We start from the raw sequence: 19414 nt of genomic DNA, 5'->3' as shown, positions 1-19414 counted from the left end.
GATCTCGGCGCATCCCAAAAATTGCCGCTAAGCGTCTTTGGCTCGGCCATTCATCCTGACTGCGAAGTACGCGGCGGGCACCACGGCGACTGCCAGGCGGGTGTAGTCGCCGGCAAGCACGGCTTGTGCGAGCAGCCAAGAGCCGCCGACCAATGTCACGACGATGAAAGTCCAAACGATAAGCTTGAACCGCGTAAGTCTGCGCTTCTTGATCATGATCGTGGCCATACCGTCGCAATTGTTAAGGCTCTCTAATGCCCCGCCGCACCGACATCTCCTCCATCCTCATCATCGGCGCCGGCCCGATCGTCATTGGCCAGGCGGCGGAGTTCGATTATTCGGGTAGCCAGGCGGTCAAGGCGCTCAAGGCCGAGGGCTATCGCGTCATCGTCGTCAACTCGAACCCGGCGACGATCATGACCGATCCGGAAGGCGCCGACGCGACCTACATCGAGCCGGTCACCCCCGAGATCGTCGCCAAGATCATCGAGGCCGAGCGGCCCGACGCGCTGCTGCCGACGATGGGTGGGCAGACCGCGCTCAACACCGCGCTTGCGCTATTCAAGGACGGCACGCTCGACCGTCTGGGGGTCGAGCTGATCGGCGCCAATGCCGAGGCGATCGAGAAGGCCGAGGACCGCCAGAAATTCCGCGACGCGATGGACCGGATCGGGCTCGAAAGCCCCAAGTCGGCGATCGTGCACACGGTCGAGGAGGCGATGGCGGCGCTCGACACGATCGGGCTGCCGGTGGTCATCCGGCCGAGCTTCACGCTGGGCGGCACCGGGGGCGGGATCGCGTACAATCGCGACGAATATAACCACTTCGTCCGCACCGGGCTCGAGGCCTCGCCGACCACCGAGGTGCTGATCGACGAGAGCCTGGTTGGGTGGAAGGAGTTTGAGATGGAGGTGGTCCGCGACCGCGCGGACAACGCCATCATCATCTGCTCGATCGAGAATGTCGATCCGATGGGGGTGCATACGGGGGATTCGATCACCGTCGCCCCCGCGCTGACGCTGACCGACAAGGAATATCAGCGGATGCGCTCGGCGAGCATCGCCGTGCTGCGCGAGATCGGGGTCGAGACGGGCGGGTCCAACGTCCAGTTCGCGGTCGATCCCAAGACCGGGCGGATGGTCGTCATCGAGATGAACCCGCGGGTGTCGCGCTCGTCGGCGCTGGCCTCCAAGGCGACCGGCTTCCCGATTGCCAAGGTCGCGGCGCGGCTGGCGGTGGGCTACACGCTCGACGAGATCGCCAACGACATCACCGGCGGCGCGACGCCGGCGAGCTTCGAGCCGACGATCGACTATGTCGTCACCAAGATCCCGCGCTTCACCTTCGAGAAGTTCAAGGGCGCCGAAGGGGTGCTGTCGACCGCGATGAAGTCGGTCGGCGAGGTGATGGCGATCGGACGGTCGTTCGCCGAGAGCCTGCAGAAGGCGCTGCGCGGGCTCGAAATCGGGTTGTGTGGGCTCGACCGGGTGCGGCCGCTTGAGGAAGCGTCGACCGACGAGATCGCGGCGGCGCTGGCGCGGGCGACGCCCGACCGGCTGCTGGTCGCGGCCGAGGCGCTGCGCCACGGCTTCACGGTCGAGCGGATCAACGAGATCGCGGGGTTCGACCCGTGGTTCCTCGAGCGGCTGGCGGAGATCGTCCGCGCCGAGGGGCAGGTGCGCGCGTTCGGGCTGCCCAACGACGCGGCCGAGATGCGGCGGCTGAAGGGGATGGGATTCAGCGACGCGCGGCTGGCGCAGCTGTCGCTGCGCTCGACCGGCATGAACCGCGAAATGAGCGAGTTGCAGGCGCGCGGGCGCGGGATCGTCCATGCGGCGATGCGGGCGATGACCGGCGGGGTCACCGCCGAGGAAGTGCGCTGGCACCGCCAGGGGCTCGGCGTCCACCCGGTCTACAAGCGGATCGACAGCTGCGCGGCCGAGTTCGACGCGTCGACGCCTTATCTCTACTCGACCTACGAGGCGCCCTTGTTCGGCGAGCCCGAGGACGAGGCCGAGGTCAGCGACCGCAAGAAGGTCGTCATCCTCGGCGGCGGGCCGAACCGGATCGGGCAGGGGATCGAGTTCGATTATTGCTGCTGCCACGCCGCCTTCGCGCTGCGCGACGCGGGCTATGAGACGGTGATGATCAACTGCAATCCGGAGACGGTGTCGACCGACCCGGACACGTCGGACCGGCTCTATTTCGAGCCGCTGACCGAAGAAGACGTGCTCGAGATCGTCACGCGCGAGCAGGCCAAGGGCGAGCTGGCGGGGGTGATCGTGCAGCTGGGCGGGCAGACGCCGCTCAAGCTGGCGGCGGGGCTGCAGGCGGCGGGGATCCCGATCCTCGGCACCAGCCCCGACAGCATCGACCTCGCCGAAGACCGCGAGCGGTTCGCGGCGCTGGTCTCGCGATTGAAGCTGCGCCAGCCCGAGAATGGCCTCGCCCGCAGCCGCGAGGAGGCGTTGGCCGTCGCCGAGAAGATCGGCTACCCGGTGCTGCTGCGGCCGAGCTACGTGCTCGGCGGGCGGGCGATGGAGGTGGTCGACGGGCCGGCCCAGCTCGACCATTATATCGCTACCGCGGTCGAGGTGTCGGGCAATTCGCCGGTGCTGGTCGACCGCTATTTGCGCGATGCGGTCGAGGTCGACGTCGATGCCATCTGCGACGGGACCGACGTCAAGGTCGCCGGGGTGCTCGAGCATATCGAGGAGGCTGGTGTCCACTCGGGCGACAGCGCCTGCTCGATTCCGCCCTACAGCCTGCCCGCCGACATCGTCGCCGAGATCGAGCGGCAGACACGCGAGCTCGCGCTGGCGCTCAAGGTCAAGGGGCTGATGAACGTCCAGTTCGCGGTCAAGGACGGGCTGGTCTACCTCATCGAGGTCAATCCGCGGGCGAGCCGGACCGTGCCCTTCACCGCCAAGGCGATCGGGGTGCCGGTCGCCAAGCTGGCGGCGCGGGTGATGGCGGGCGAGGCGCTCGCCGACCTGCCGCATCTGCGCAAGCCGCAGGGCTATGTCGCGGTCAAGGAGAGCGTCTTCCCCTTCGCGCGCTTCCCCGGCACCGACCCGGTGCTCGGCCCCGAGATGAAGTCGACCGGCGAGGTGATGGGGATCGACCGCGATTTCGACATCGCCTTCGCCAAGAGCCAGCTCGGCGCGGGGACGATGCTGCCCGATGGGGGCACCCTGTTCGTCTCGGTCAAGGACAGCGACAAGGACCAGATATTGCCCGCGGTCGAATTGATGATCGAGCTGGGCTTCGAGGTGATTGCGACCGGCGGGACGGCGGCGTTCCTGCAGGGCAAGGGGCTCACGGTGACGCTGGTCAACAAAGTCGCGCAGGGGCGGCCGCATATCGTCGACCGCATGGTCGATGGCCAGGTGAGCCTGGTCTTCAATACCACCGAGGGGTGGCAGGCGTTCAAGGACAGCCAGTCGATCCGGGCGACCGCGCTCAATCGCAAGGTGCCCTACTTCACCACCGTCTCGGCGAGCCTGGCGGTGGCGCGCGCGATCAAGGCCGTGCGCGGCCGTTCGCTTGAAGTTCGCTCCTTACAGTCCTATTATTCCGCCCTCGAAAGTTAATCTTCCCGCATGCCCACCCGTTTCGGTGCGGACCTTCCGGTCGGCGCAGCGGGTGGGTTTTGGCGAGTGAACACAAGGACTGGATGCGCCCATGGCGAGCGACAAGGTGCCGATGCTGGCCGAAGGCTATCGTCAGCTCGAAGACGAACTCAAGCGGCTCAAGATCGAGCGGCCGCAGGTCGTCGACGCGATCGAGGAAGCCCGCGCCCACGGCGATCTGAGCGAGAATGCCGAATATCATGCCGCCAAGGAGCGGCAGGGCCAGATCGAGGCCTATATCGCCGACATCGAGGACCGGCTGGCGCGCGCGCTGGTGATCGACCCGACGACGCTGTCGGGCAACAAGGTCGTGTTCGGCGCGACGGTCAGCCTGATCGACGAGGACGACAAGCCGGTGAAATATCAGCTCGTCGGGCAGACCGAGGCCGACGCCAAGGTCGGGCGGATCAGCTACAACAGCCCGCTCGGCCGGGCGCTCATTGGGCGCGAGGTCGGCGACGAGGTCGAGGTGACCACGCCGTCGGGTGACCGCTATTACGAGATCGCGCAGATCGAGTTCGTGTGAGGCGCGTGCTGCCGGGTTTTTGCTTCGCTCGTCCTGAGCGGAGCGCAGCGAAGTCGAAGGGCGCCCTTCGACTGCGGACCTTCGGTCCTTCGCTCAGGACGAGCGGTTCTCTATGACACTCAACTGGCGTTCGCCGACGATCGCGATCGCGGTGGTGAGCAGCGTGATCTCGCTGCTGATCCTGCTGGCGGGCTATGGCCCGCTTGCCGCCGGGGCGATGGGGGTGGTGCCGGCGCGGCTGTCGGGGGTGCTGCAGGTGTCGTCGGCGCTGCCGGCGTGGCTGACCCCGTTCAGCTGCACCTTGGTCCACGGCAGCCTCATGCACCTGCTCTTCAACATGCTCATGCTGCTGCTGTGCGGGGTGGCGGTGGAGCGGGTGCTCGGCGCGCCCGGGCTGGTCGTCATCTATCTGGTCAGCGCGGTGACCTCGGCGCTGGCGCAGTGGGGCTACGCGCCGCTCAGCGACGTGCCGGTGATCGGGGCGAGCGGGGCGATCAGCGGGGTCATCGGCGCTTATGCGCTGAGCTTCGGGCGGCCCAAGCAGGTCAGCCGCAACCAGTCGCTCAACCGGCTGGTCCATATCGTCTGGCTGGCGGTGGCGTGGACGCTGCTGCAGATCGGGGTCGGCTATGCCGCGGGGACCGAGGGGCTGATGGTTGCCACCCCGGCGCATGTCGGCGGGTTCATCACCGGGCTGCTGCTGCAGCGGCCGTTGCTGCTGTGGCGGTATCGGAAGGCCTGATCAGGCCTTGGCGTCGACGTCCGGCTCGAGCAGCCGGTGCAGGTGGACGACGACATATTTCATCTCGGCATCGTCGACCGTGCGCTGCGCCTTGTCGCGCCAGGCGTCCTCGGCGTCGGCGTAATTGTCGAACAGGCCGACGATGTCGATCTGCTTCAAGTCGGTGAAGTCGAGGCCCTGCGGATCCTTGACCCGGCCGCCGAATACGAGGTGGAGCTTGCTCATGGGAGCGGGCGGATAGCAGAAGCGCGAAGGCGGCCCAAGTCGTCATTGCGAGGAGCGCCAGCGAGGAAGCAATCCACTCCGCCGCGCGGCAGGAATGGATTGCTTCGCTTCGCTCGCAATGACGATTTTCAGTCCTTGCTGCTACTCGAGCCCGAGCCGAAGAATTCGCGGACCTTGTCGCCGGCCATTTCGTCGAAGCGCTGCTTGGCCATTTCGCGGCCACGCTCGATCGCGCCGGTGCTGGCGGTGTTGAGCTTGGCGCCGAGCGGCTGGAGCAATTCCTTTTCGCGGCGGCTGGCCGGAAGCACCGCGCCGAGCACGGCGCCGAGCGCGATCCCCGCGCCGAGCGCGATCAGGGGCGAATCCTCGATCCGGGCCGCGGCGCTGTCGGCAAAATCGTCGAAGCGGCGGTCGGCCTCGTCAAAGGTGGTGGTGTCGGTGTCGTTACGCTTGGCCATTACTTGTCCTCCTCGGCGCGAGCGCGCTTGCGCCGGCCGTTGTCGTGAGTGTGGTTGTCGTCTTCGTCTTCTCCGCGCCACCAGCTTGCCGCCAGCGCGAGCAGCGGCTTGCGGGCGATCAATAGCGCGGCGGCCCCGGCGATGCCGGCGGCCATCAGCGGGCTTTCCTTGACCGCGGTGACCGTGTCGTCGGCCACCACGATGCTCTTGTCCTTGGCCGCCTGAAACGCCTGGCCGGCGAGGGTCTTGGGCGCGATCCGCGCTTTCAGTTCCTCGAGAGTGGCGATCAGCCGGGCCCTGGCCTCGTCGGCCTCACCGCGGGCGCGGGCGATACGGACCTCGTGCGCGTCGCTCATCGGCCGGCCTTGCCCTTGATCCGCGCCTTGGCGAGCGCGGCGAAGAGGCCGGCGAGACCGCCGAGCACGACCAGCGTGACGAGCCCGGCGAGCGCCGCATTCATCACCTGCGCGAGACCGACCCAGAGGAGGGCGCACAGCGCGAGGAAGGCGGCGTGAGCGAAGAACAGCGCCAGCACCCCGAAGACGAGCGGCTGCTTGAGCTCACTCGCCTTCTCGGTGCCGAGCGTCTTCACATAAGCGAGCTCGGCCTTGGCGTAGGCCTTGCCGTCGTCCACCAGCCGGTGGACCAGCTCACCGATATTGTCGTCGCCGCTCGAAGGCGTGCCCGCAGGCTTGAGCATGCGGTCAGTCCGTGTGGCGGTTGTTCCGCGCGCGGCCGCCGCTGGTGTCGCCCGCGTCGATCCCGGCTTTGAGCAGGCGAACGAGGCCGAAGCCGACGATCGCCGCGCCGGCGAGCGCGAGACCTGGGCTCTTGCGGACCAGTTCGCGCGCGTCGTCGACGAGTTCGTCCGGGTCCTTGCTCTGGAGCGTGGTGGCGTAGCGGTTGACCGTCTCGGACGCCGAGCGGGCGTAATCGGCATATTGCGGGCCGAGCCGCTCACCGATCTGCTCGACCGTGTCACCGATGATCGAGGCGACGTTGCCGAGCGCGGCCGAGCCGCTGGTCAGGCCTTGGCTGACGAGGCCGCGGGCGCGGGTGGCCGCTTCGTCGCGGGCCTTGGTCCCGGCGGTCGAGATCATCCCGCGGATGCCGCCGCTGTTCTCGTTGGTGCCGTCGGTGATCAGGCTGTCGGTGCCGCGGTCGCTGGCGGTCATGCTTCGTCCTCCGGTCGCGTTGCTAGCGCCGGTCCCGCCGGCTTCGAGGATGGTGTCGGTGCCCTCGGGCAATCCATTGTTCGGTTCGGCCATGTGGCTCTCCTTGGGTACGAGTTACTCTTGCCCCAAGAACCCGGGAGCGACACGCACGTTCCGGTTCGCAGCGGCGAATGTTGCCGCCGCTGGCCGGCACCGATAGAGGCCTCTCATACCGCATCGCCGCGCCGGAGACTATCGTTCCATGACCGCAATCATTGACGTCCATGCCCGCCAGATCCTCGACAGCCGGGGCAACCCCACGGTCGAAGTGGACGTCACGCTGGAGGACGGCAGCATGGGCCGCGCGGCGGTCCCCTCGGGCGCCTCGACCGGGGTGCACGAGGCGGTCGAGCTGCGCGACGGCGACAAGAGCCGGTGGGGGGGCAAGGGCGTCACCAAGGCGGTCGCCGCCGCCAACGGCCCGCTCGCCGACGCCATCCTCGGCTATGAGGCGGAGGACCAGCAGGACATCGACGCCGCGCTGATCGCCGCCGACGGCTCACCCAACAAGGGCAAGCTCGGCGCCAATGCGATCCTCGGCATCAGCCTGGCGGTGGCCAAGGCCGCCGCGGAGGCACGCGGGCTGCCGCTCTACCGCTATGTCGGTGGGGTCTCGGCGCATTTGCTGCCGGTGCCGCTGATGAACATTCTGAACGGCGGCGCGCACGCAGACAATCCGATCGACTTCCAGGAATTCATGATCCTGCCGGTCGGGGCCGACAGCTTTGCCGAGAGCCTGCGCTGCGGGACCGAGATTTTCCATGCGCTGAAAGCCAAGCTGCACGGCGCTGGCCTTTCGACCGCGGTCGGCGACGAGGGCGGCTTCGCCCCCAATATCGAAAGTCCGCGCCAGGCGCTCGACTATATCGGCGAGGCGACGCACGCCGCGGGCTATACGCTCGGGACCGACGTCCTGATCGCGCTCGACTGCGCGGCCTCGGAATTCTTCAAGGACGGCCAGTATCGGCTCGGCCAGAAGGACGGGCGCGGCGGCGGCGAGGCGCAGAACCTCACCCCTCAGCAGATGGTCGATTATCTCGCCGACCTCGCGCGTGACTATCCGATCGCCTCGATCGAGGACGGGATGGGTGAGGACGACATGGTCGGCTGGAAGGCGCTGACCGAGCGGCTCGGCGACCGGGTCCAGCTCGTCGGCGACGACCTGTTCGTCACCAACGTTGAGCGGCTGGGGCAGGGGATCAAGGACGGGATCGCCAACTCGATCCTGGTCAAGGTCAACCAGATCGGCTCGCTCTCGGAGACCATCGCCGCGGTGCGGATGGCGCAGTCGAGCGGCTACACCGCGGTGATGAGCCACCGCTCGGGCGAGACCGAGGATTCGACCATCGCCGACCTCGCGGTCGCGCTCGACTGCGGGCAGATCAAGACCGGCAGCCTCGCACGCTCGGACCGCACCGCCAAGTACAATCAGCTGCTGCGGATCGAAGAGGAACTGGGCGACGCCGCCCGCTACGCCGGCCGCGCCGCGCTCAAGGCCTATCGCCCGAGCTGAGGCTCAGCCTAGCACGAACATGCCGAGCGCGGCGGCGGCCATCACCGCCGTCGCGGTCCAGCCGAGCCAGCGCTGCCAGCGGTTGGCGACATAGTCGCCCATCTGGCGGTGGCGGCCGCTGATCCACATCGTCGCGGCCATGATCGGAACGGCGATGACGCCGTTGAGCACCGCGCTCCAGAACAGCGCCTTGATCGGATCGAGGGTGGAGAGCGGCACCGCCAGTGCGACGATCATCAGCGTGGCGATGATGCCGTAGAAGGTCTTCGCCTCGCCCATCGACTTCTCGAGGCCGGCGGGGCGGCCGAGCACTTCGCACAGCGCGTAGCCGGCCGAGCCGGCGAGCACCGGCATGGCGAGCAGCCCGGTGCCGACGATGCCGATGCTGAACAGCCAGAAGGCGAGCGGACCGGCGATCGGCTTCAGCGCCTCGGCGGCCTGGGCCGAGGTCTGGATGTCGGTCATCCCGCTCTGGTGGAGGGTGACCGCGGTGGTCAGGATGATGAAGAAGGCGATGAGGTTCGAGATGCCCATGCCGGCGAAAGTGTCCTGGGTCATTCGCCGGATCTCGCGCCGGGCGGTGACTTCGGACGCGTCGCGCAGCGCGACCCGGTTCTTGAGCTGCATCTCCTCGACCTCCTCGGCCGACTGCCAGAAGAAGAGGTAGGGGCTGATGGTGGTGCCGAAGACGGCGACCACCATGGTGGCGGCCTCGGGAGTCCATTTGAACGAGGGCATGAGGGTGCTGAGCACGACCTGGTGCCAGTCGATGGCCACGGTGAAGACCACCCCGACATAGGCGAACAGGACGAGGGTCAGCCACTTCAGCAGCTTCACGTAGAAGCGGTAGGGGACCAGCACCTGCAGCACGAGCGAGAGCAAGGCCGCGCCGATGGTGAACCAGGTGTCGTCGCGGGCGCCGGTCACGAGGGTCGCCGCCGCGCCCATCGCGCCGACATCGGCGCCGATGTTGACGGTGTTGGCGACCATCAGGCCGAAGACCAGCAATCCGACCATCCAGCGCGGGAAGACTTCAGTTAGATTGGCGGCGAGGCCGCGCCCGCTGACCCGCCCGACGCGGGCGCAGATCACCTGCACCGCGACCATCAGCGGATAGGTGAAGCAGACCGTCCACAGCATGTTGAGGCCGAATTGCGCCCCGGCCTGCGAGTAGGTGGCGATCCCGCTGGGATCGTCGTCGGCGGCGCCGGTGATGAGGCCGGGCCCGAGCCGGCCGATCGTCCCGGCGACGAGCAGACGATACCAGTGGCGGCCCTGGGGCGGAGCCGCCGCCGCGGCTTCCTGGGTGGTCGTTGCCATTGTTTCTCTCCCAAGGGCACGGCGGAAATTTCGCGCGGCTGCTAGGCGACCTCGTTCTTCAAGGCCAATGAACCTTTATTCAACCGGGTAAGCGGTGCTGTGCTTGACCCGCTCCATCGCGAAGTGGCTGGTGACGTTCTTGAGCGGCACCGCGGCGATCAGCCGGCGGTAGAAATCGTCATATTGCGCCATGTCGCGGACGCTGATGCGGAGCAGATAGTCGAGCTCGCCCGCCATGCGGTAGATTTCCATCACTTCCGCCATCGGGCTGACGGTGGCGGTGAAATGGTCGAGCCAGGCGGGGCTGTGGTCGCCCGCCTCGATCCCGACGAAGACGTTGAGCCCGCGGCCGATCGCCTGCGGATCGACGATCGCGACCGTGCGGCGGATGACGCCGCTCGCCTTCAACTTCTGGATGCGGCGCCAGCAGGGGGTGGCGGAGAGGCCGACCGCGGCCGCGATCTCGGATACCGGGCGGTCGGCGTCCTCCTGCAGCAGCGCGAGGATGCGGGTGTCGGTGCGGTCCATGGCGCGACTTTGCCCGATCTTGGAAGAAAGTTGCAAGGATGGGCGGTCAGGGCGCGCGTTCGCTGCTATTTGCGGCGGTGGTCTTTGCGGATCTTCCTTCGCGACGTAGGTAAGGCGTGTCACCGGCGGCGCGAGATCCTGGCGGAGCACGCAAGATTTTTCCAAATCCCGCCGGTGACACCCTTTGGAACTGGCCCCGGCGAGGCGACTCGCCGGGGTCTTTTTTTGATGAACATATTACGCTGCCGTCTCAAAGGGGTTGCCACGAGTCGCAGACTCTGATTCTGTGTCTTTATGGGAGGCGCGGCACAGCGAGCGACGGGGTTGATCAGGCGGGCAGTCTTGCCGGCGCTGGCCCTGCTCATCATCGGCACGTTCGCCGGCCACGCGGTGGCGGGGCCGAACGGGCTGCTCGCGCTCGGCGGCTATGCCCACGACCTCAAGGCCCGCAAGGCCGAGCTGGCGTCGCTCGAGGCGCAGCGCGACGAACTGCGGCACCGCTCGGCGCTGCTCGACCCGCGCAAGGCCGATCCCGACATGGCCGACGAGATGGTCCGTGCGCGGCTGGGACTGGTTCGTCCCGACGAGGTCATCGTCCCGCTCGACAACTAAGCGGGCCGGCGTCGTAAACGCCATTTGCGAGCCGGCGACGGCGCTCCTATAGGTCCGCCAACTTTCAGTTCAGCGAGGATATGCCGTGGCGCGTTCCGCCAAGCCCCAGGCCGCCGCAGCGCCGGCCGCACCCAGCCCCACCGCCGACGCAGCGCCGCTGCTGCTCAACCGGGAACGGCCGGCCGAGCCGCAGCGCTTCCAGGCGACCAAGGAGCAGCTGCTCGACTTCTACAAGCAGATGCTGCTGATCCGCCGCTTCGAGGAGCGCGCCGGGCAGCTTTACGGGCTCGGGCTGATCGGCGGCTTCTGCCACCTCTACATCGGCCAGGAAGCGGTCGCGGTCGGGCTGCAGAGCGCGATGACGGTCGGCAAGGACAGCGTCATCACCGGCTACCGCGACCATGGCCACATGCTCGCCTACGGGATCGACCCCAACGTCATCATGGCCGAGCTGACCGGCCGCGCCGCCGGCATCTCCAAGGGCAAGGGCGGCTCGATGCACATGTTCTCGGTCGAGCATGGCTTCTACGGCGGCCACGGCATCGTCGGGGCGCAGGTGAGCCTCGGGACCGGCCTCGCGTTCAAGCATCAGTATAGCGGCGACGGCGGGGTCTGCCTGACCTACTTCGGCGACGGCGCGGCCAACCAGGGCCAGGTCTACGAGAGCTTCAACATGGCCGAGCTGTGGAAGCTGCCGGTCGTCTATGCGATCGAGAACAACCACTACGCGATGGGGACCAGCGTCGAGCGGTCGTCGTCGGAACCCGATTTCTACAAGCGCGGCGAGAGCCACCGCATCCCCGGCATCCAGGTCGACGGGATGGACGTTCTGGCGGTGCGCGGGGCCGCCGAGGAAGCGCTCGCCTGGACCCGCGCGGGCAAGGGACCGATCATCCTCGAGCTCAAGACCTACCGTTATCGCGGCCACTCGATGAGCGATCCGGCCAAGTACCGGACGCGCGAGGAAGTGCAGGGCTATCGCGAGCACCACGACCCGATCGACCGCGCCGGCAAGGAGCTGGAGGCGCTCGGCGTGGGCGAGGATGAGCTCAAGGCCATCGACAAGGAAATCAAGGACATCGTCGTGAACGCTGCCAAGTTCGCCGAAGACGCGCCCGAGCCCGAGGCCGGCGAATTGTACACCGACGTGCTGGTGGAGCGTTACTGATGGCGCTCGAACTCAAGATGCCCGCGCTGTCGCCGACGATGGAGGAGGGCACGCTCGCCAAGTGGCTCGTCAAGGAAGGCGACACGGTCAAGTCGGGCGACATCCTCGCCGAGATCGAGACCGACAAGGCGACGATGGAATTCGAGGCGGTCGACGAGGGGACGATTTCGAAGATCCTCGTTCCCGAAGGCACCGACGGGGTGAAGGTCGGCGCGCCGATCGCGCTGATGGGCGGCGAGGGCGAGGAAGCGGCAAGCGTCGCCCCGCCGCAGGCCGGGGCGGCGGCGAGTCCTGACGCTGCGCCCAAGCCCGCTGAGGTCCCGGCCTCCGCCGGGACGACGCCTGCGCCAGCCGCCGATCCCACTCCGCACCATGCCGAAACCGGGGCGCGGCAGTTGTTCGACGCCGCCAACCAGCAGCCGGTCGCCCCCGACAGCGAAATTCCCGAGGGCGCGACGATGCAGAGCGTCACCGTCCGCGAGGCGCTGCGCGACGCGATGGCCGAGGAAATGCGCCGCGACGAGCGCGTGTTCGTGATGGGCGAGGAAGTCGCGCAATATCAGGGCGCCTACAAGGTGACCCAGGGGCTGCTCGACGAGTTCGGCGCCAAGCGCGTGATCGACACGCCGATCACCGAATATGGCTTTGCCGGGCTCGGCTCGGGCGCGGCGATGGGTGGGCTCAAGCCGGTCATCGAGTTCATGACTTTCAACTTCGCCATGCAGGCGATCGACCACATCATCAATTCGGCGGCCAAGACCAACTATATGTCGGGCGGCCAGATGCGCTGCCCGATCGTCTTCCGCGGGCCCAACGGCGCGGCCAGCCGGGTCGGCGCGCAGCACAGCCAGAATTACGGGCCGTGGTACGCCAGCGTCCCCGGGCTGATCGTGATCGCGCCCTATGACGCGGCCGACGCCAAGGGGCTCTTGAAGGCGGCGATCCGCTCGGATGACCCGGTCGTCTTCCTCGAGAACGAATTGCTCTACGGGCACCACTTCGACGTGCCGCAGGTCGACGACTGGGTGCTCCCGATCGGCAAGGCGCGGACGATGCGCGTCGGCAAGGACGTGACGCTGGTGAGCTATTCGATCGGGGTCGGGGTCGCGCTCGAGGCGGCGGAGACGCTGGCCGGCGAGGGGATCGACGCCGAGGTGATCGACCTGCGCACGCTGCGGCCGCTCGACAAGCAGGCGGTGCTGACCTCGCTCGGCAAGACCAACCGGCTGGTGGTGGTCGAGGAAGGCTGGCCGACCTGCTCGATCGCCTCGGAGATCATGGCGATCTGCATGGAGGAGGGGTTCGACGACCTCGACGCGCCGGTGATGCGGGTGACCGACCAGGACGTGCCGTTGCCCTACGCCGCTAACCTCGAGAAGATGGCGCTGATCAAGGCCGAGGACGTGGTCAAGGCCGCCAAGGCGGTTTGCTACCGCTAGCCGCCAGGCTCGCTCGTCCTGAGCGGAGGACCGAAGGTCCGAAGTCGAAGGGCGTATCGCGGAACGCCCTTCGACTACGCTACGCTCCGCTCAGGACGAGCGGTGTGGTCCTTTACGGCTGTTCATGACGACCGACCGCGACCTCGTCCGCCTGCACTGGCCGCCCGCGCTGCGGCCGGCATTCGATGCGTTGTTCGCGATCGACGATGCGCTGGCCGAGGTGGTCGAAACCGCGCGCGAGCCGATGCTGGCGGCGATCAAGCTGGCGTGGTGGCGGGAAAGCCTCGAGAAACTGGACAGCGCGCCCGCCCCGGCCGAACCGCGGCTGCAGGCGGTGGCGGCGGAGTTGCTGCCGCGCGGGGTGAGCGGAGCCGAACTGGGGCGATTGGCGGACGGCTGGGCAAAGTTCGTCGAGTTAGAAGAACCGCAGACCTTCATTCAGGCGTCGGCGATCCGCGGGTCTATGTTATTCGCCTTGGGAGCGCGCTTGCTCGATCCGGACGATCGGGGAGATTGGAAAGACGCCGGGATCGAATATTGCGCGACCAACTTCGCCCGGCGCAGTTATTATGACTCTCCCGGGCAAAAGCTCGGGCGGATCCCGCGCATCCCGTCTCGCCTGCGACCCATAAGCGCATTGTGGGCACTCGCGCGCCGGGACAATCGCCGAGGTGGGCCGCCGTTCGAGCCCGAGGCAACGCCGGGGCGGGCGTGGACGCTTTTGCGGCACCGCCTGACCGGGCGTTGACTCGCTTTCCACCGCGGTCCATCCGTTTCGGTGCCGAATCCGTTGCTTGAGAGGTCCGCATGGGACGCTTTTTCGCCGGAGTGGCAGCCTGTTTTCTGATGGTCACCGGGGCCTTTTTGCTGTGGCAGGGCCATGCCGCCGATACCAGCGGCTTGCCCGCGGTGCCGGCCAAGTTCGCCGGCACGGGCATTTCGCCGACGCCGTTGCTGGCGGTGTCCGACACGATCCGCCCGCCCGAGGCCACGCCCAAGTCGCGCGAGGAGAAGCGTTTTTCGCGCGCCGACCGCAACAAGGACGGCCGGATCGAGATCGAGGAATTGCTGCAGCCGCGGCGCAAGGCATTCGCCAAGCTCGACACCAATGGCGACGGCAAGCTGAACTTCGAGGAATGGGCGACCAAGACGCTGACCAAGGTCAAGGATGCCGACGCCGACGGGAGCGGCTGGCTGAGCCCGGCCGAATATGCCTCGACCGCGCCGCCGCCGCCCAAGCGCCGTGCGACCTGCAGCTGCTGAGCGTTTTCAGACGCCCCCGAAACGGTTAATACGGGGGCGATGGATCTGCTGTCGCTCACCTACACCAGCCAGGCGGTTGCGGGGCTCAACGAAGCGGCGATCGAGCGCATCCTGCACAGCTCGCAGGGCAACAACGCGCTCGACGGGATCACCGGCTTCCTGCTGTTCGACGGTGCCGCCTTCGTGCAGGTGCTCGAAGGGGCGGAGGACGCGGTCGACGATCTGCTGGCGCGGATCAAGGCGGACCCGCGGCACCGTGACCTCGAGGTGAGCGACCGGCGCGCGGTGGCGCAGCGGGCCTTTCCCGACTGGACGATGGGCTATCTGTGCGTCGACGGGACGCTGGGCAATGCCGCGGCGGTGACGCGCGCACTCGATCGCGACACGCCGCCGCCGGTGCGCGCGCTGCTGGCGCGGCTGGCGGGACCGCTCGGGGAGCGGGGCTAGGCGGCGACCAGCCCGGCGGCCGCGCCGGCCCAGCCGTCGAAGGCGGCGCGGGCGCGGTCGGTATAGGCTTTCTTGCGGTCGGCCTTGCGGAACTTGGGGCCCAGCGGCGGCATCAGCCCGAAGTTGACGTTCATCGGCTGATAGCTGTCGGCGGTGGCGCCGCCGGTGATGTGGTTGAGGAGCGCGCCGAGCGCGGTCTCGACCGGGGGCGGGGCGAGGGTCTCACCGCGCCGCTCGGCGGCGGCGAAGCGGGCGGCCATCAGCCCGACGGCGGCGCTCTCGACATAACCTTCGCAGCCGGTGATCTGGCCGGCGAAGCGGATGTTGGGCCGGCTCTTGAGGCGCAGCTCGGGGTCGAGCAGTTCGGGGCTGCGGATAAAGCTGTTGCGGTGGATGCCACCCAGCCGCGCGAACTCGGCATTCTCGAGGCCGGGAATGGTGCGGAAGATGCGGACCTGCTCACCGTGCTTCAGCTTGGTCTGGAAGCCGACCATGTTCCACAGCGTGCCCAGCTTGTTGTCCTGGCGGAGCTGGACGCAGGCGTAGGGCCAGCGGCCATTGGGATGCTCGGGGGTGGCGGTGTGGGGGTTGTCGAGGCCGACGCCCTTCATCGGGCCGTAGCGGAGGGTCTCGACCCCGCGGTCGGCCATCACCTCGATCGGCATGCAGCCTTCGAAGTAGGGCGTGTCCTTCTCCCACTCCTTGAACTCGGTCTTGTCGCCGGCGCGCAGCGCTTCGACGAAGGCGACGTACTGGTCTTTGGTGAGCGGGCAGTTGATGTAGTCGTCGCCGCCCTTGTCCCAGCGGGCGGCTTTCCAGCAGACCGACATGTCGATGCTGTCGAGGTGGACGATCGGGGCGATGGCGTCGAAGAAGGCGAGCGCGTCGCTGCCGGTCTCGGCGGCGATGGCGGCGGCGAGGCCGGGGCCGGTGAGCGGGCCGGTGGCGATGATCGTCGGATGATCGGGGAGGGCGTCGACCCGCTCGCGCACGACGGTGATGTTGGGGTGGGCGGCGATGGCGGCGGTAACGCCCGCGGCGAATGCCTCGCGGTCGACCGCCAGCGCCGAGCCGGCCGGAACGCGGTGGGCGTCGGCCTCGCGCAGGATGAGCGAGCCGAGGCGGCGCATCTCCTGGTGGAGCAGGCCGACAGCGTTGTTGTCGGCATCGTCGGAGCGAAAGCTGTTCGAGCAGACCATCTCGGCCAGCCGGTCGCTTCCGTGCGCCGGGGTGGTGTCGACCCCGCCGCGCATCTCGCTGAGGCGGACGGTGAGCCCCGCTTCGGCAAGCTGCCACGCGGCTTCGGACCCGGCGAGGCCGCCGCCGATGATGTGGATGTCGTGCATGTGGCTCGCCTTAGCCGGGCTGAAGCGCGGCGCGAAGGGTGCATGACGGATGGACGAGAAAAGCGCACCAGGCGCCGGTCCCGCCGAGGGCGAAACAGAGGAGCGGCGGCGCTCCGGCCAGCCAGGCGGGCACGGCCACGAGCGCCGCACCGGCGACGACCCAAATTTCGGGCAAGGCTGCCCAAGCGAGGTGGCGCGCGGCCGCGGTGAGCAGGTGTCGTCCGAGCAGGCAAGCGACGAAGGCTGGGAGAAAACCGACGCCGGCCGACATCACCACTGTGAAGAAGTAGAACGGGAACATCCGCGGCCAGATGTCGACGGCGTTCGGGATCGAGTCGACCAGCCCCGCGAACGCCAGCAGGACGAGGAAGGTCGGACCTGCCAGGGTGCTCGCCAAGGTCACGGCGCTCGCGGAATCTGTCGGCCGGTGCATTGCAAAACTCCTCGGATGGGAGGGCGGCGCCGGGCCGAAGCCCGGCGCCGTTCGGGTCAGGCGTTGGCCGGCACCGGCTCGGTCCCGAGCCACTGATTCACCTTGCGGCCGAAGCGGGCGATCGCCGACATGTTGAAGAAGTGCATGCCGCCGAGGACGAGGACGGCGAGGCCGACCTTGCTGCTGAGGAAGCGGATCGCCTCGGGCCAGCTGTGCGGCTCGTTGCCGAGACTCAGCGTCATGGTGATGAAGCCGATGTTGATGAGGTAGAAGCCGACCACCAGCAGGTGATTGGTCGAGGCGGCAAGCTCGGCATTGTGGCCAAAGCATTGGACCAGGAAGACCTCGCCGTTGCGCGACAGCGTGCGCGCGACCCAAACGGTGATCGCCAGCGAGATGGCGAGGTAGAGGATGTAGGCAATCTCGACCATGTTTTATTCCTTTCCGTTGTTTCTGTAGTTACCGAAATAGGTGAGTAAGCGGATACGGCTCCTTGTTGGCGGTTGACGTTTAGTGGGAGGTGGCCTTCGCGCCCGGGATGAAGCGGGCGACCTTGGCGCCCAGCTTCATCAGGGTGACGAGGGTGGGCTTGGGCAGGCTGCGGACCTGGCTGTACCAGTTACCGAGCGTGCCGATGAAATCGTGCATGCGGGTGATGCGCTCGCGCAGGAGCGGGGGCGCGGCGGGGTCGTCCTTGAGCTGGTCGGCGAGCTCGGCGAGGAGGGCGACGGTGGGGTCGACCTCGCGCCGCTTGCGCTCGGCGGTGATGCGCAGGAGCAGCTCCCACAGGTCGGTCTCGGCGATGAAGTGATCGCGGCGGTCGCCTTCGACGTGGACCCGCTTGACGATGTTGTAGCCCTGGAGTTCCTTCATCCCGGTCGAGACGTTGCTGCGGGCAAGGCCGAGCTGGTCGACGATGTCCTCGGCATTGAGCGGGCGGTCGGACAAATAGAGCAGCGCATGCATCTGCGCGACCGAGCGGTTGACGCCCCACTGGGTGCCCATTTCGCCCCAGTGAAGGATCAGCGCCTTGGCGGCAGGATGGTCGGCGATCTTCATGTCGAGAGTTTCTGTAATGACAGAAATAGCGAAAGGCAAGCGCTGATTGCGGCGAGCCTGCATACGTTTTCACCCGCGCGAGGCTGGCGGCGCTCGAGGCGGCGTGCTTCACTCCGCCAATGAGGAGCTTCCTGTTCGCCGCCGCCGCGCTGTCGCTGGCTTTTGTCCCCACCGCGGCCCCGGCCGGCATCTATGCGCCCAAGGATCTGAGCGGGGTGCGGCACGCCGACTGGACCAAGGACGCGGTGATCTACCAGATCAACACGCGCCAGTTCACGCCCGAGGGGACGTTCCGCGCGGCGGAGGCGCGGCTGCCTGACCTGAAGGCGATGGGGGTCGATATCCTGTGGGTGATGCCGATCAACCCGATCGGCGTGAAGAACCGCAAGGGGCCGCTCGGCAGCCCCTATTCGGTGCGCGACTATCGGGCGGTGAACCCCGAGTTCGGGACACTGGCCGACTTCCAGCATTTCGTCCGCGCGGCGCACGCGCTGGGCATGAAGGTGATCATCGACTGGGTCGCCAACCACAGCGCGTGGGACAATGCGCTCGTGACCCAGCATCCCGACTGGTACGAGCGCGACTGGAAGGGCGATTTCCATCCGACGCCGTGGTGGGACTGGTCGGACATCATCGACTTCAATTACGACCGCGAGGGCCTTCGCCAATATATGGCGGACTCGATGCTTTACTGGATCCGGACGGCGGACATCGACGGCTTCCGCTGCGACGTCGCGGCCTATGTCCCGCGCGATTTCTGGGAGGCGGTGCGGGCTGAAGCCAACAAGATCAAGCCGGTGTTCTTTCTCGGCGAGGCGCAGATGCGCGACCTCCACGCCAAGGCATTCGACGCGACCTACGGGTGGGACTGGTACAAGGCACTGGAGAGCGTCGCGCAGGGCAAGGCCGATACCGGGGCGCTATTCAGCTACTTCAGCGAGAACGAAAGCGCGTGGCCGACCGGGGCGATGCGGATGGTCTATACCGAGAACCACGACGAGAATGCGTGGCACGGGACCGCGCGCGAGGTGTTCGGCGCGGCGCAGCGCAACGTCACCGTGCTGAGCTTCGTCGGCGAGGGGATCCCGCTCATCTACAACGGGCAGGAGGGCGGCAACGACAAGCGCCTGAAGTTCTTCGAACGCGATCCGATCGAGTGGAAGGAGTCGCCCTATCGCGCGCTCTACACCCGGCTGGCGGCGCTCAAGACCCGCAATCCGGCGCTGTGGAACGCGCCGTGGGGAGCGCGGATGGTGGGGGTGGTCAACGACCAGCCGCAGAAGGTCTTTTCCTTCGTTCGCCAGAAAGGCGGCGACCGGGTGTTCGCGGTGTTCAATTTCTCAGCCCAGCCGCAGACGGTGAAGTTTACCGAGCGGCTGGCCGACGGCGCCTATCGCGATTTCGACAGCGGCGCGGCGGTGAGCGTCGATGCGGCGACGCGGATGACGCTGGCCCCGTGGGCCTACCGGGTGCTGACGACCCGCTGATT

At 67.6% G+C, this 19414-nt stretch carries 23 protein-coding genes; 11 read left to right on the top strand and 12 right to left on the bottom strand.

The window, feature by feature from the left end; all coding sequences use genetic code 11:
* Positions 1-27 precede the first annotated feature (27 nt).
* Positions 28-216, bottom strand: a complete 189-nt coding sequence (locus GCU42_RS04480) for a hypothetical protein (protein ID WP_152569443.1) — start codon at positions 214-216, stop codon at positions 28-30.
* Positions 217-254: 38 nt separating this feature from the next.
* Between GCU42_RS04480 and carB the strand changes: the two genes are divergently transcribed.
* The 3 genes from carB to GCU42_RS04465 all read left to right on the top strand — a co-directional run bounded on the left by carB (position 255) and on the right by GCU42_RS04465 (position 4900).
* On the top strand, positions 255-3593 hold the full coding sequence (carB, locus tag GCU42_RS04475; protein WP_114226417.1) for a carbamoyl-phosphate synthase large subunit: 3339 nt from the start codon (positions 255-257) through the stop codon (positions 3591-3593).
* A gap of 91 nt (positions 3594-3684) precedes the next feature.
* Positions 3685-4158, top strand: coding sequence for a transcription elongation factor GreA (greA, locus tag GCU42_RS04470; RefSeq protein WP_114226416.1), 474 nt, complete (start codon positions 3685-3687; stop codon positions 4156-4158).
* A gap of 112 nt (positions 4159-4270) precedes the next feature.
* Positions 4271-4900, top strand: a complete 630-nt coding sequence (locus tag GCU42_RS04465) for a rhomboid family intramembrane serine protease (RefSeq protein ID WP_114226415.1) — start codon at positions 4271-4273, stop codon at positions 4898-4900.
* Here the strand turns inward: GCU42_RS04465 and GCU42_RS04460 are convergent, their stop codons facing one another.
* The 5 genes from GCU42_RS04460 to GCU42_RS14975 form a co-directional block, all read right to left on the bottom strand.
* Complete coding sequence (locus GCU42_RS04460; protein ID WP_114226414.1) at positions 4901-5125, bottom strand: DUF4170 domain-containing protein; 225 nt, start codon at positions 5123-5125, stop codon at positions 4901-4903.
* 128 nt (positions 5126-5253) lie between these two features.
* Positions 5254-5583 carry a hypothetical protein gene (locus tag GCU42_RS04455; protein ID WP_114226413.1) on the bottom strand — a complete coding sequence of 110 codons (330 nt, stop codon included), beginning with the start codon at positions 5581-5583 and terminating at the stop codon, positions 5254-5256.
* A complete protein-coding gene (locus GCU42_RS04450; RefSeq protein WP_114226412.1) occupies positions 5583-5939 on the bottom strand; it encodes a DUF3618 domain-containing protein in 357 nt (118 codons plus the stop codon). The genes GCU42_RS04455 and GCU42_RS04450 overlap by 1 nt, the downstream gene beginning before the upstream one ends.
* The gene (locus tag GCU42_RS14980; protein ID WP_162789128.1) at positions 5936-6283 is read right to left on the bottom strand and encodes a phage holin family protein; all 348 of its coding nucleotides are present in this window, start codon (positions 6281-6283) and stop codon (positions 5936-5938) included. Before GCU42_RS14980 ends, GCU42_RS04450 begins: the two co-directional genes overlap by 4 nt.
* Before the next feature lie 4 nt (positions 6284-6287).
* Positions 6288-6851 carry a hypothetical protein gene (locus GCU42_RS14975; RefSeq protein ID WP_162789127.1) on the bottom strand — a complete coding sequence of 188 codons (564 nt, stop codon included), beginning with the start codon at positions 6849-6851 and terminating at the stop codon, positions 6288-6290.
* Between the two features lie 148 nt (positions 6852-6999).
* Here GCU42_RS14975 and eno point away from each other — a divergent pair, with 148 nt between their 5' ends.
* Entirely contained in the window at positions 7000-8310 is a 1311-nt protein-coding gene (gene eno / locus GCU42_RS04440; protein ID WP_114226410.1) for a phosphopyruvate hydratase, read from the top strand.
* A gap of 3 nt (positions 8311-8313) precedes the next feature.
* Here eno and GCU42_RS04435 read toward each other — a convergent pair whose 3' ends face one another.
* On the bottom strand, positions 8314-9630 hold the full coding sequence (locus GCU42_RS04435; protein ID WP_114226409.1) for an NRAMP family divalent metal transporter: 1317 nt from the start codon (positions 9628-9630) through the stop codon (positions 8314-8316).
* A 75-nt stretch (positions 9631-9705) separates the two neighbouring features.
* Positions 9706-10158 carry an Lrp/AsnC family transcriptional regulator gene (locus GCU42_RS04430; RefSeq protein ID WP_114226408.1) on the bottom strand — a complete coding sequence of 151 codons (453 nt, stop codon included), beginning with the start codon at positions 10156-10158 and terminating at the stop codon, positions 9706-9708.
* 342 nt (positions 10159-10500) lie between these two features.
* Here GCU42_RS04430 and GCU42_RS04425 point away from each other — a divergent pair, with 342 nt between their 5' ends.
* From GCU42_RS04425 to GCU42_RS04400, 6 genes are all read left to right on the top strand, one after another.
* The gene (locus GCU42_RS04425; protein WP_335341003.1) at positions 10501-10770 is read left to right on the top strand and encodes an FtsB family cell division protein; all 270 of its coding nucleotides are present in this window, start codon (positions 10501-10503) and stop codon (positions 10768-10770) included.
* Between the two features lie 157 nt (positions 10771-10927).
* Positions 10928-11938, top strand: coding sequence for a pyruvate dehydrogenase (acetyl-transferring) E1 component subunit alpha (gene pdhA, locus GCU42_RS04420; RefSeq protein ID WP_420496913.1), 1011 nt, complete (start codon positions 10928-10930; stop codon positions 11936-11938).
* On the top strand, positions 11938-13377 hold the full coding sequence (locus tag GCU42_RS04415) for a pyruvate dehydrogenase complex E1 component subunit beta (RefSeq protein WP_114226406.1): 1440 nt from the start codon (positions 11938-11940) through the stop codon (positions 13375-13377). The genes pdhA and GCU42_RS04415 overlap by 1 nt, the downstream gene beginning before the upstream one ends.
* Before the next feature lie 124 nt (positions 13378-13501).
* Positions 13502-14125 carry a squalene/phytoene synthase family protein gene (locus tag GCU42_RS04410; protein WP_114226405.1) on the top strand — a complete coding sequence of 208 codons (624 nt, stop codon included), beginning with the start codon at positions 13502-13504 and terminating at the stop codon, positions 14123-14125.
* Between the two features lie 59 nt (positions 14126-14184).
* Entirely contained in the window at positions 14185-14640 is a 456-nt protein-coding gene (locus GCU42_RS04405; protein WP_114226404.1) for an EF-hand domain-containing protein, read from the top strand.
* Positions 14641-14679: 39 nt separating this feature from the next.
* The gene (locus GCU42_RS04400) at positions 14680-15087 is read left to right on the top strand and encodes a BLUF domain-containing protein (RefSeq protein WP_114226403.1); all 408 of its coding nucleotides are present in this window, start codon (positions 14680-14682) and stop codon (positions 15085-15087) included.
* Here the strand turns inward: GCU42_RS04400 and trmFO are convergent.
* From trmFO to GCU42_RS04380, 4 genes are all read right to left on the bottom strand, one after another.
* The gene (trmFO, locus tag GCU42_RS04395; protein WP_114226402.1) at positions 15084-16433 is read right to left on the bottom strand and encodes a methylenetetrahydrofolate--tRNA-(uracil(54)-C(5))-methyltransferase (FADH(2)-oxidizing) TrmFO; all 1350 of its coding nucleotides are present in this window, start codon (positions 16431-16433) and stop codon (positions 15084-15086) included. The genes GCU42_RS04400 and trmFO overlap by 4 nt on opposite strands.
* Positions 16434-16443: 10 nt before the next feature.
* Positions 16444-16836, bottom strand: a complete 393-nt coding sequence (locus GCU42_RS04390; RefSeq protein WP_114226401.1) for a hypothetical protein — start codon at positions 16834-16836, stop codon at positions 16444-16446.
* Positions 16837-16922: 86 nt separating this feature from the next.
* Positions 16923-17297: a hypothetical protein gene (locus GCU42_RS04385; RefSeq protein ID WP_114226400.1), complete on the bottom strand. Its 375-nt coding sequence runs from the start codon at positions 17295-17297 to the stop codon at positions 16923-16925.
* 79 nt (positions 17298-17376) lie between these two features.
* Entirely contained in the window at positions 17377-17925 is a 549-nt protein-coding gene (locus GCU42_RS04380) for a GbsR/MarR family transcriptional regulator (protein WP_114226399.1), read from the bottom strand.
* Positions 17926-18044: 119 nt separating this feature from the next.
* On the opposite strand from GCU42_RS04380, the gene GCU42_RS04375 reads away from it, so the two are divergent.
* Positions 18045-19412, top strand: a complete 1368-nt coding sequence (locus tag GCU42_RS04375; protein WP_114226398.1) for an alpha-amylase family glycosyl hydrolase — start codon at positions 18045-18047, stop codon at positions 19410-19412.
* Positions 19413-19414: the final 2 nt, after the last annotated feature.

It is taken from the genome of Sphingomonas ginsengisoli An et al. 2013 (genome assembly GCF_009363895.1).
Classification (GTDB): Bacteria; Pseudomonadota; Alphaproteobacteria; order Sphingomonadales; family Sphingomonadaceae; genus Sphingomicrobium; species Sphingomicrobium ginsengisoli.
Note: the sequence above shows the minus strand (reverse complement) of the source record. Positions and strands in the feature narration are given on the sequence as shown.

Excerpts from the sequence above, each read along its gene's own strand:
- GCU42_RS04480 (WP_152569443.1), bottom strand. The coding sequence starts at position 216 with ATGATCAAGAAGCGCAGACTTACGCGGTTCAAGCTTATCGTTTGGACT.
- carB (WP_114226417.1), top strand. The coding sequence starts at position 255 with ATGCCCCGCCGCACCGACATCTCCTCCATCCTCATCATCGGCGCCGGC.
- greA (WP_114226416.1), top strand. The coding sequence starts at position 3,685 with ATGGCGAGCGACAAGGTGCCGATGCTGGCCGAAGGCTATCGTCAGCTC.
- GCU42_RS04465 (WP_114226415.1), top strand. The coding sequence starts at position 4,271 with ATGACACTCAACTGGCGTTCGCCGACGATCGCGATCGCGGTGGTGAGC.
- GCU42_RS04460 (WP_114226414.1), bottom strand. The coding sequence starts at position 5,125 with ATGAGCAAGCTCCACCTCGTATTCGGCGGCCGGGTCAAGGATCCGCAG.
- GCU42_RS04455 (WP_114226413.1), bottom strand. The coding sequence starts at position 5,583 with ATGGCCAAGCGTAACGACACCGACACCACCACCTTTGACGAGGCCGAC.
- GCU42_RS04450 (WP_114226412.1), bottom strand. The coding sequence starts at position 5,939 with ATGAGCGACGCGCACGAGGTCCGTATCGCCCGCGCCCGCGGTGAGGCC.
- GCU42_RS14980 (WP_162789128.1), bottom strand. The coding sequence starts at position 6,283 with ATGCTCAAGCCTGCGGGCACGCCTTCGAGCGGCGACGACAATATCGGT.
- GCU42_RS14975 (WP_162789127.1), bottom strand. The coding sequence starts at position 6,851 with ATGGCCGAACCGAACAATGGATTGCCCGAGGGCACCGACACCATCCTC.
- eno (WP_114226410.1), top strand. The coding sequence starts at position 7,000 with ATGACCGCAATCATTGACGTCCATGCCCGCCAGATCCTCGACAGCCGG.
- GCU42_RS04435 (WP_114226409.1), bottom strand. The coding sequence starts at position 9,630 with ATGGCAACGACCACCCAGGAAGCCGCGGCGGCGGCTCCGCCCCAGGGC.
- GCU42_RS04430 (WP_114226408.1), bottom strand. The coding sequence starts at position 10,158 with ATGGACCGCACCGACACCCGCATCCTCGCGCTGCTGCAGGAGGACGCC.
- GCU42_RS04415 (WP_114226406.1), top strand. The coding sequence starts at position 11,938 with ATGGCGCTCGAACTCAAGATGCCCGCGCTGTCGCCGACGATGGAGGAG.
- GCU42_RS04410 (WP_114226405.1), top strand. The coding sequence starts at position 13,502 with ATGACGACCGACCGCGACCTCGTCCGCCTGCACTGGCCGCCCGCGCTG.
- GCU42_RS04405 (WP_114226404.1), top strand. The coding sequence starts at position 14,185 with ATGGGACGCTTTTTCGCCGGAGTGGCAGCCTGTTTTCTGATGGTCACC.
- GCU42_RS04400 (WP_114226403.1), top strand. The coding sequence starts at position 14,680 with ATGGATCTGCTGTCGCTCACCTACACCAGCCAGGCGGTTGCGGGGCTC.
- trmFO (WP_114226402.1), bottom strand. The coding sequence starts at position 16,433 with ATGCACGACATCCACATCATCGGCGGCGGCCTCGCCGGGTCCGAAGCC.
- GCU42_RS04385 (WP_114226400.1), bottom strand. The coding sequence starts at position 17,297 with ATGGTCGAGATTGCCTACATCCTCTACCTCGCCATCTCGCTGGCGATC.
- GCU42_RS04380 (WP_114226399.1), bottom strand. The coding sequence starts at position 17,925 with ATGAAGATCGCCGACCATCCTGCCGCCAAGGCGCTGATCCTTCACTGG.
- GCU42_RS04375 (WP_114226398.1), top strand. The coding sequence starts at position 18,045 with ATGAGGAGCTTCCTGTTCGCCGCCGCCGCGCTGTCGCTGGCTTTTGTC.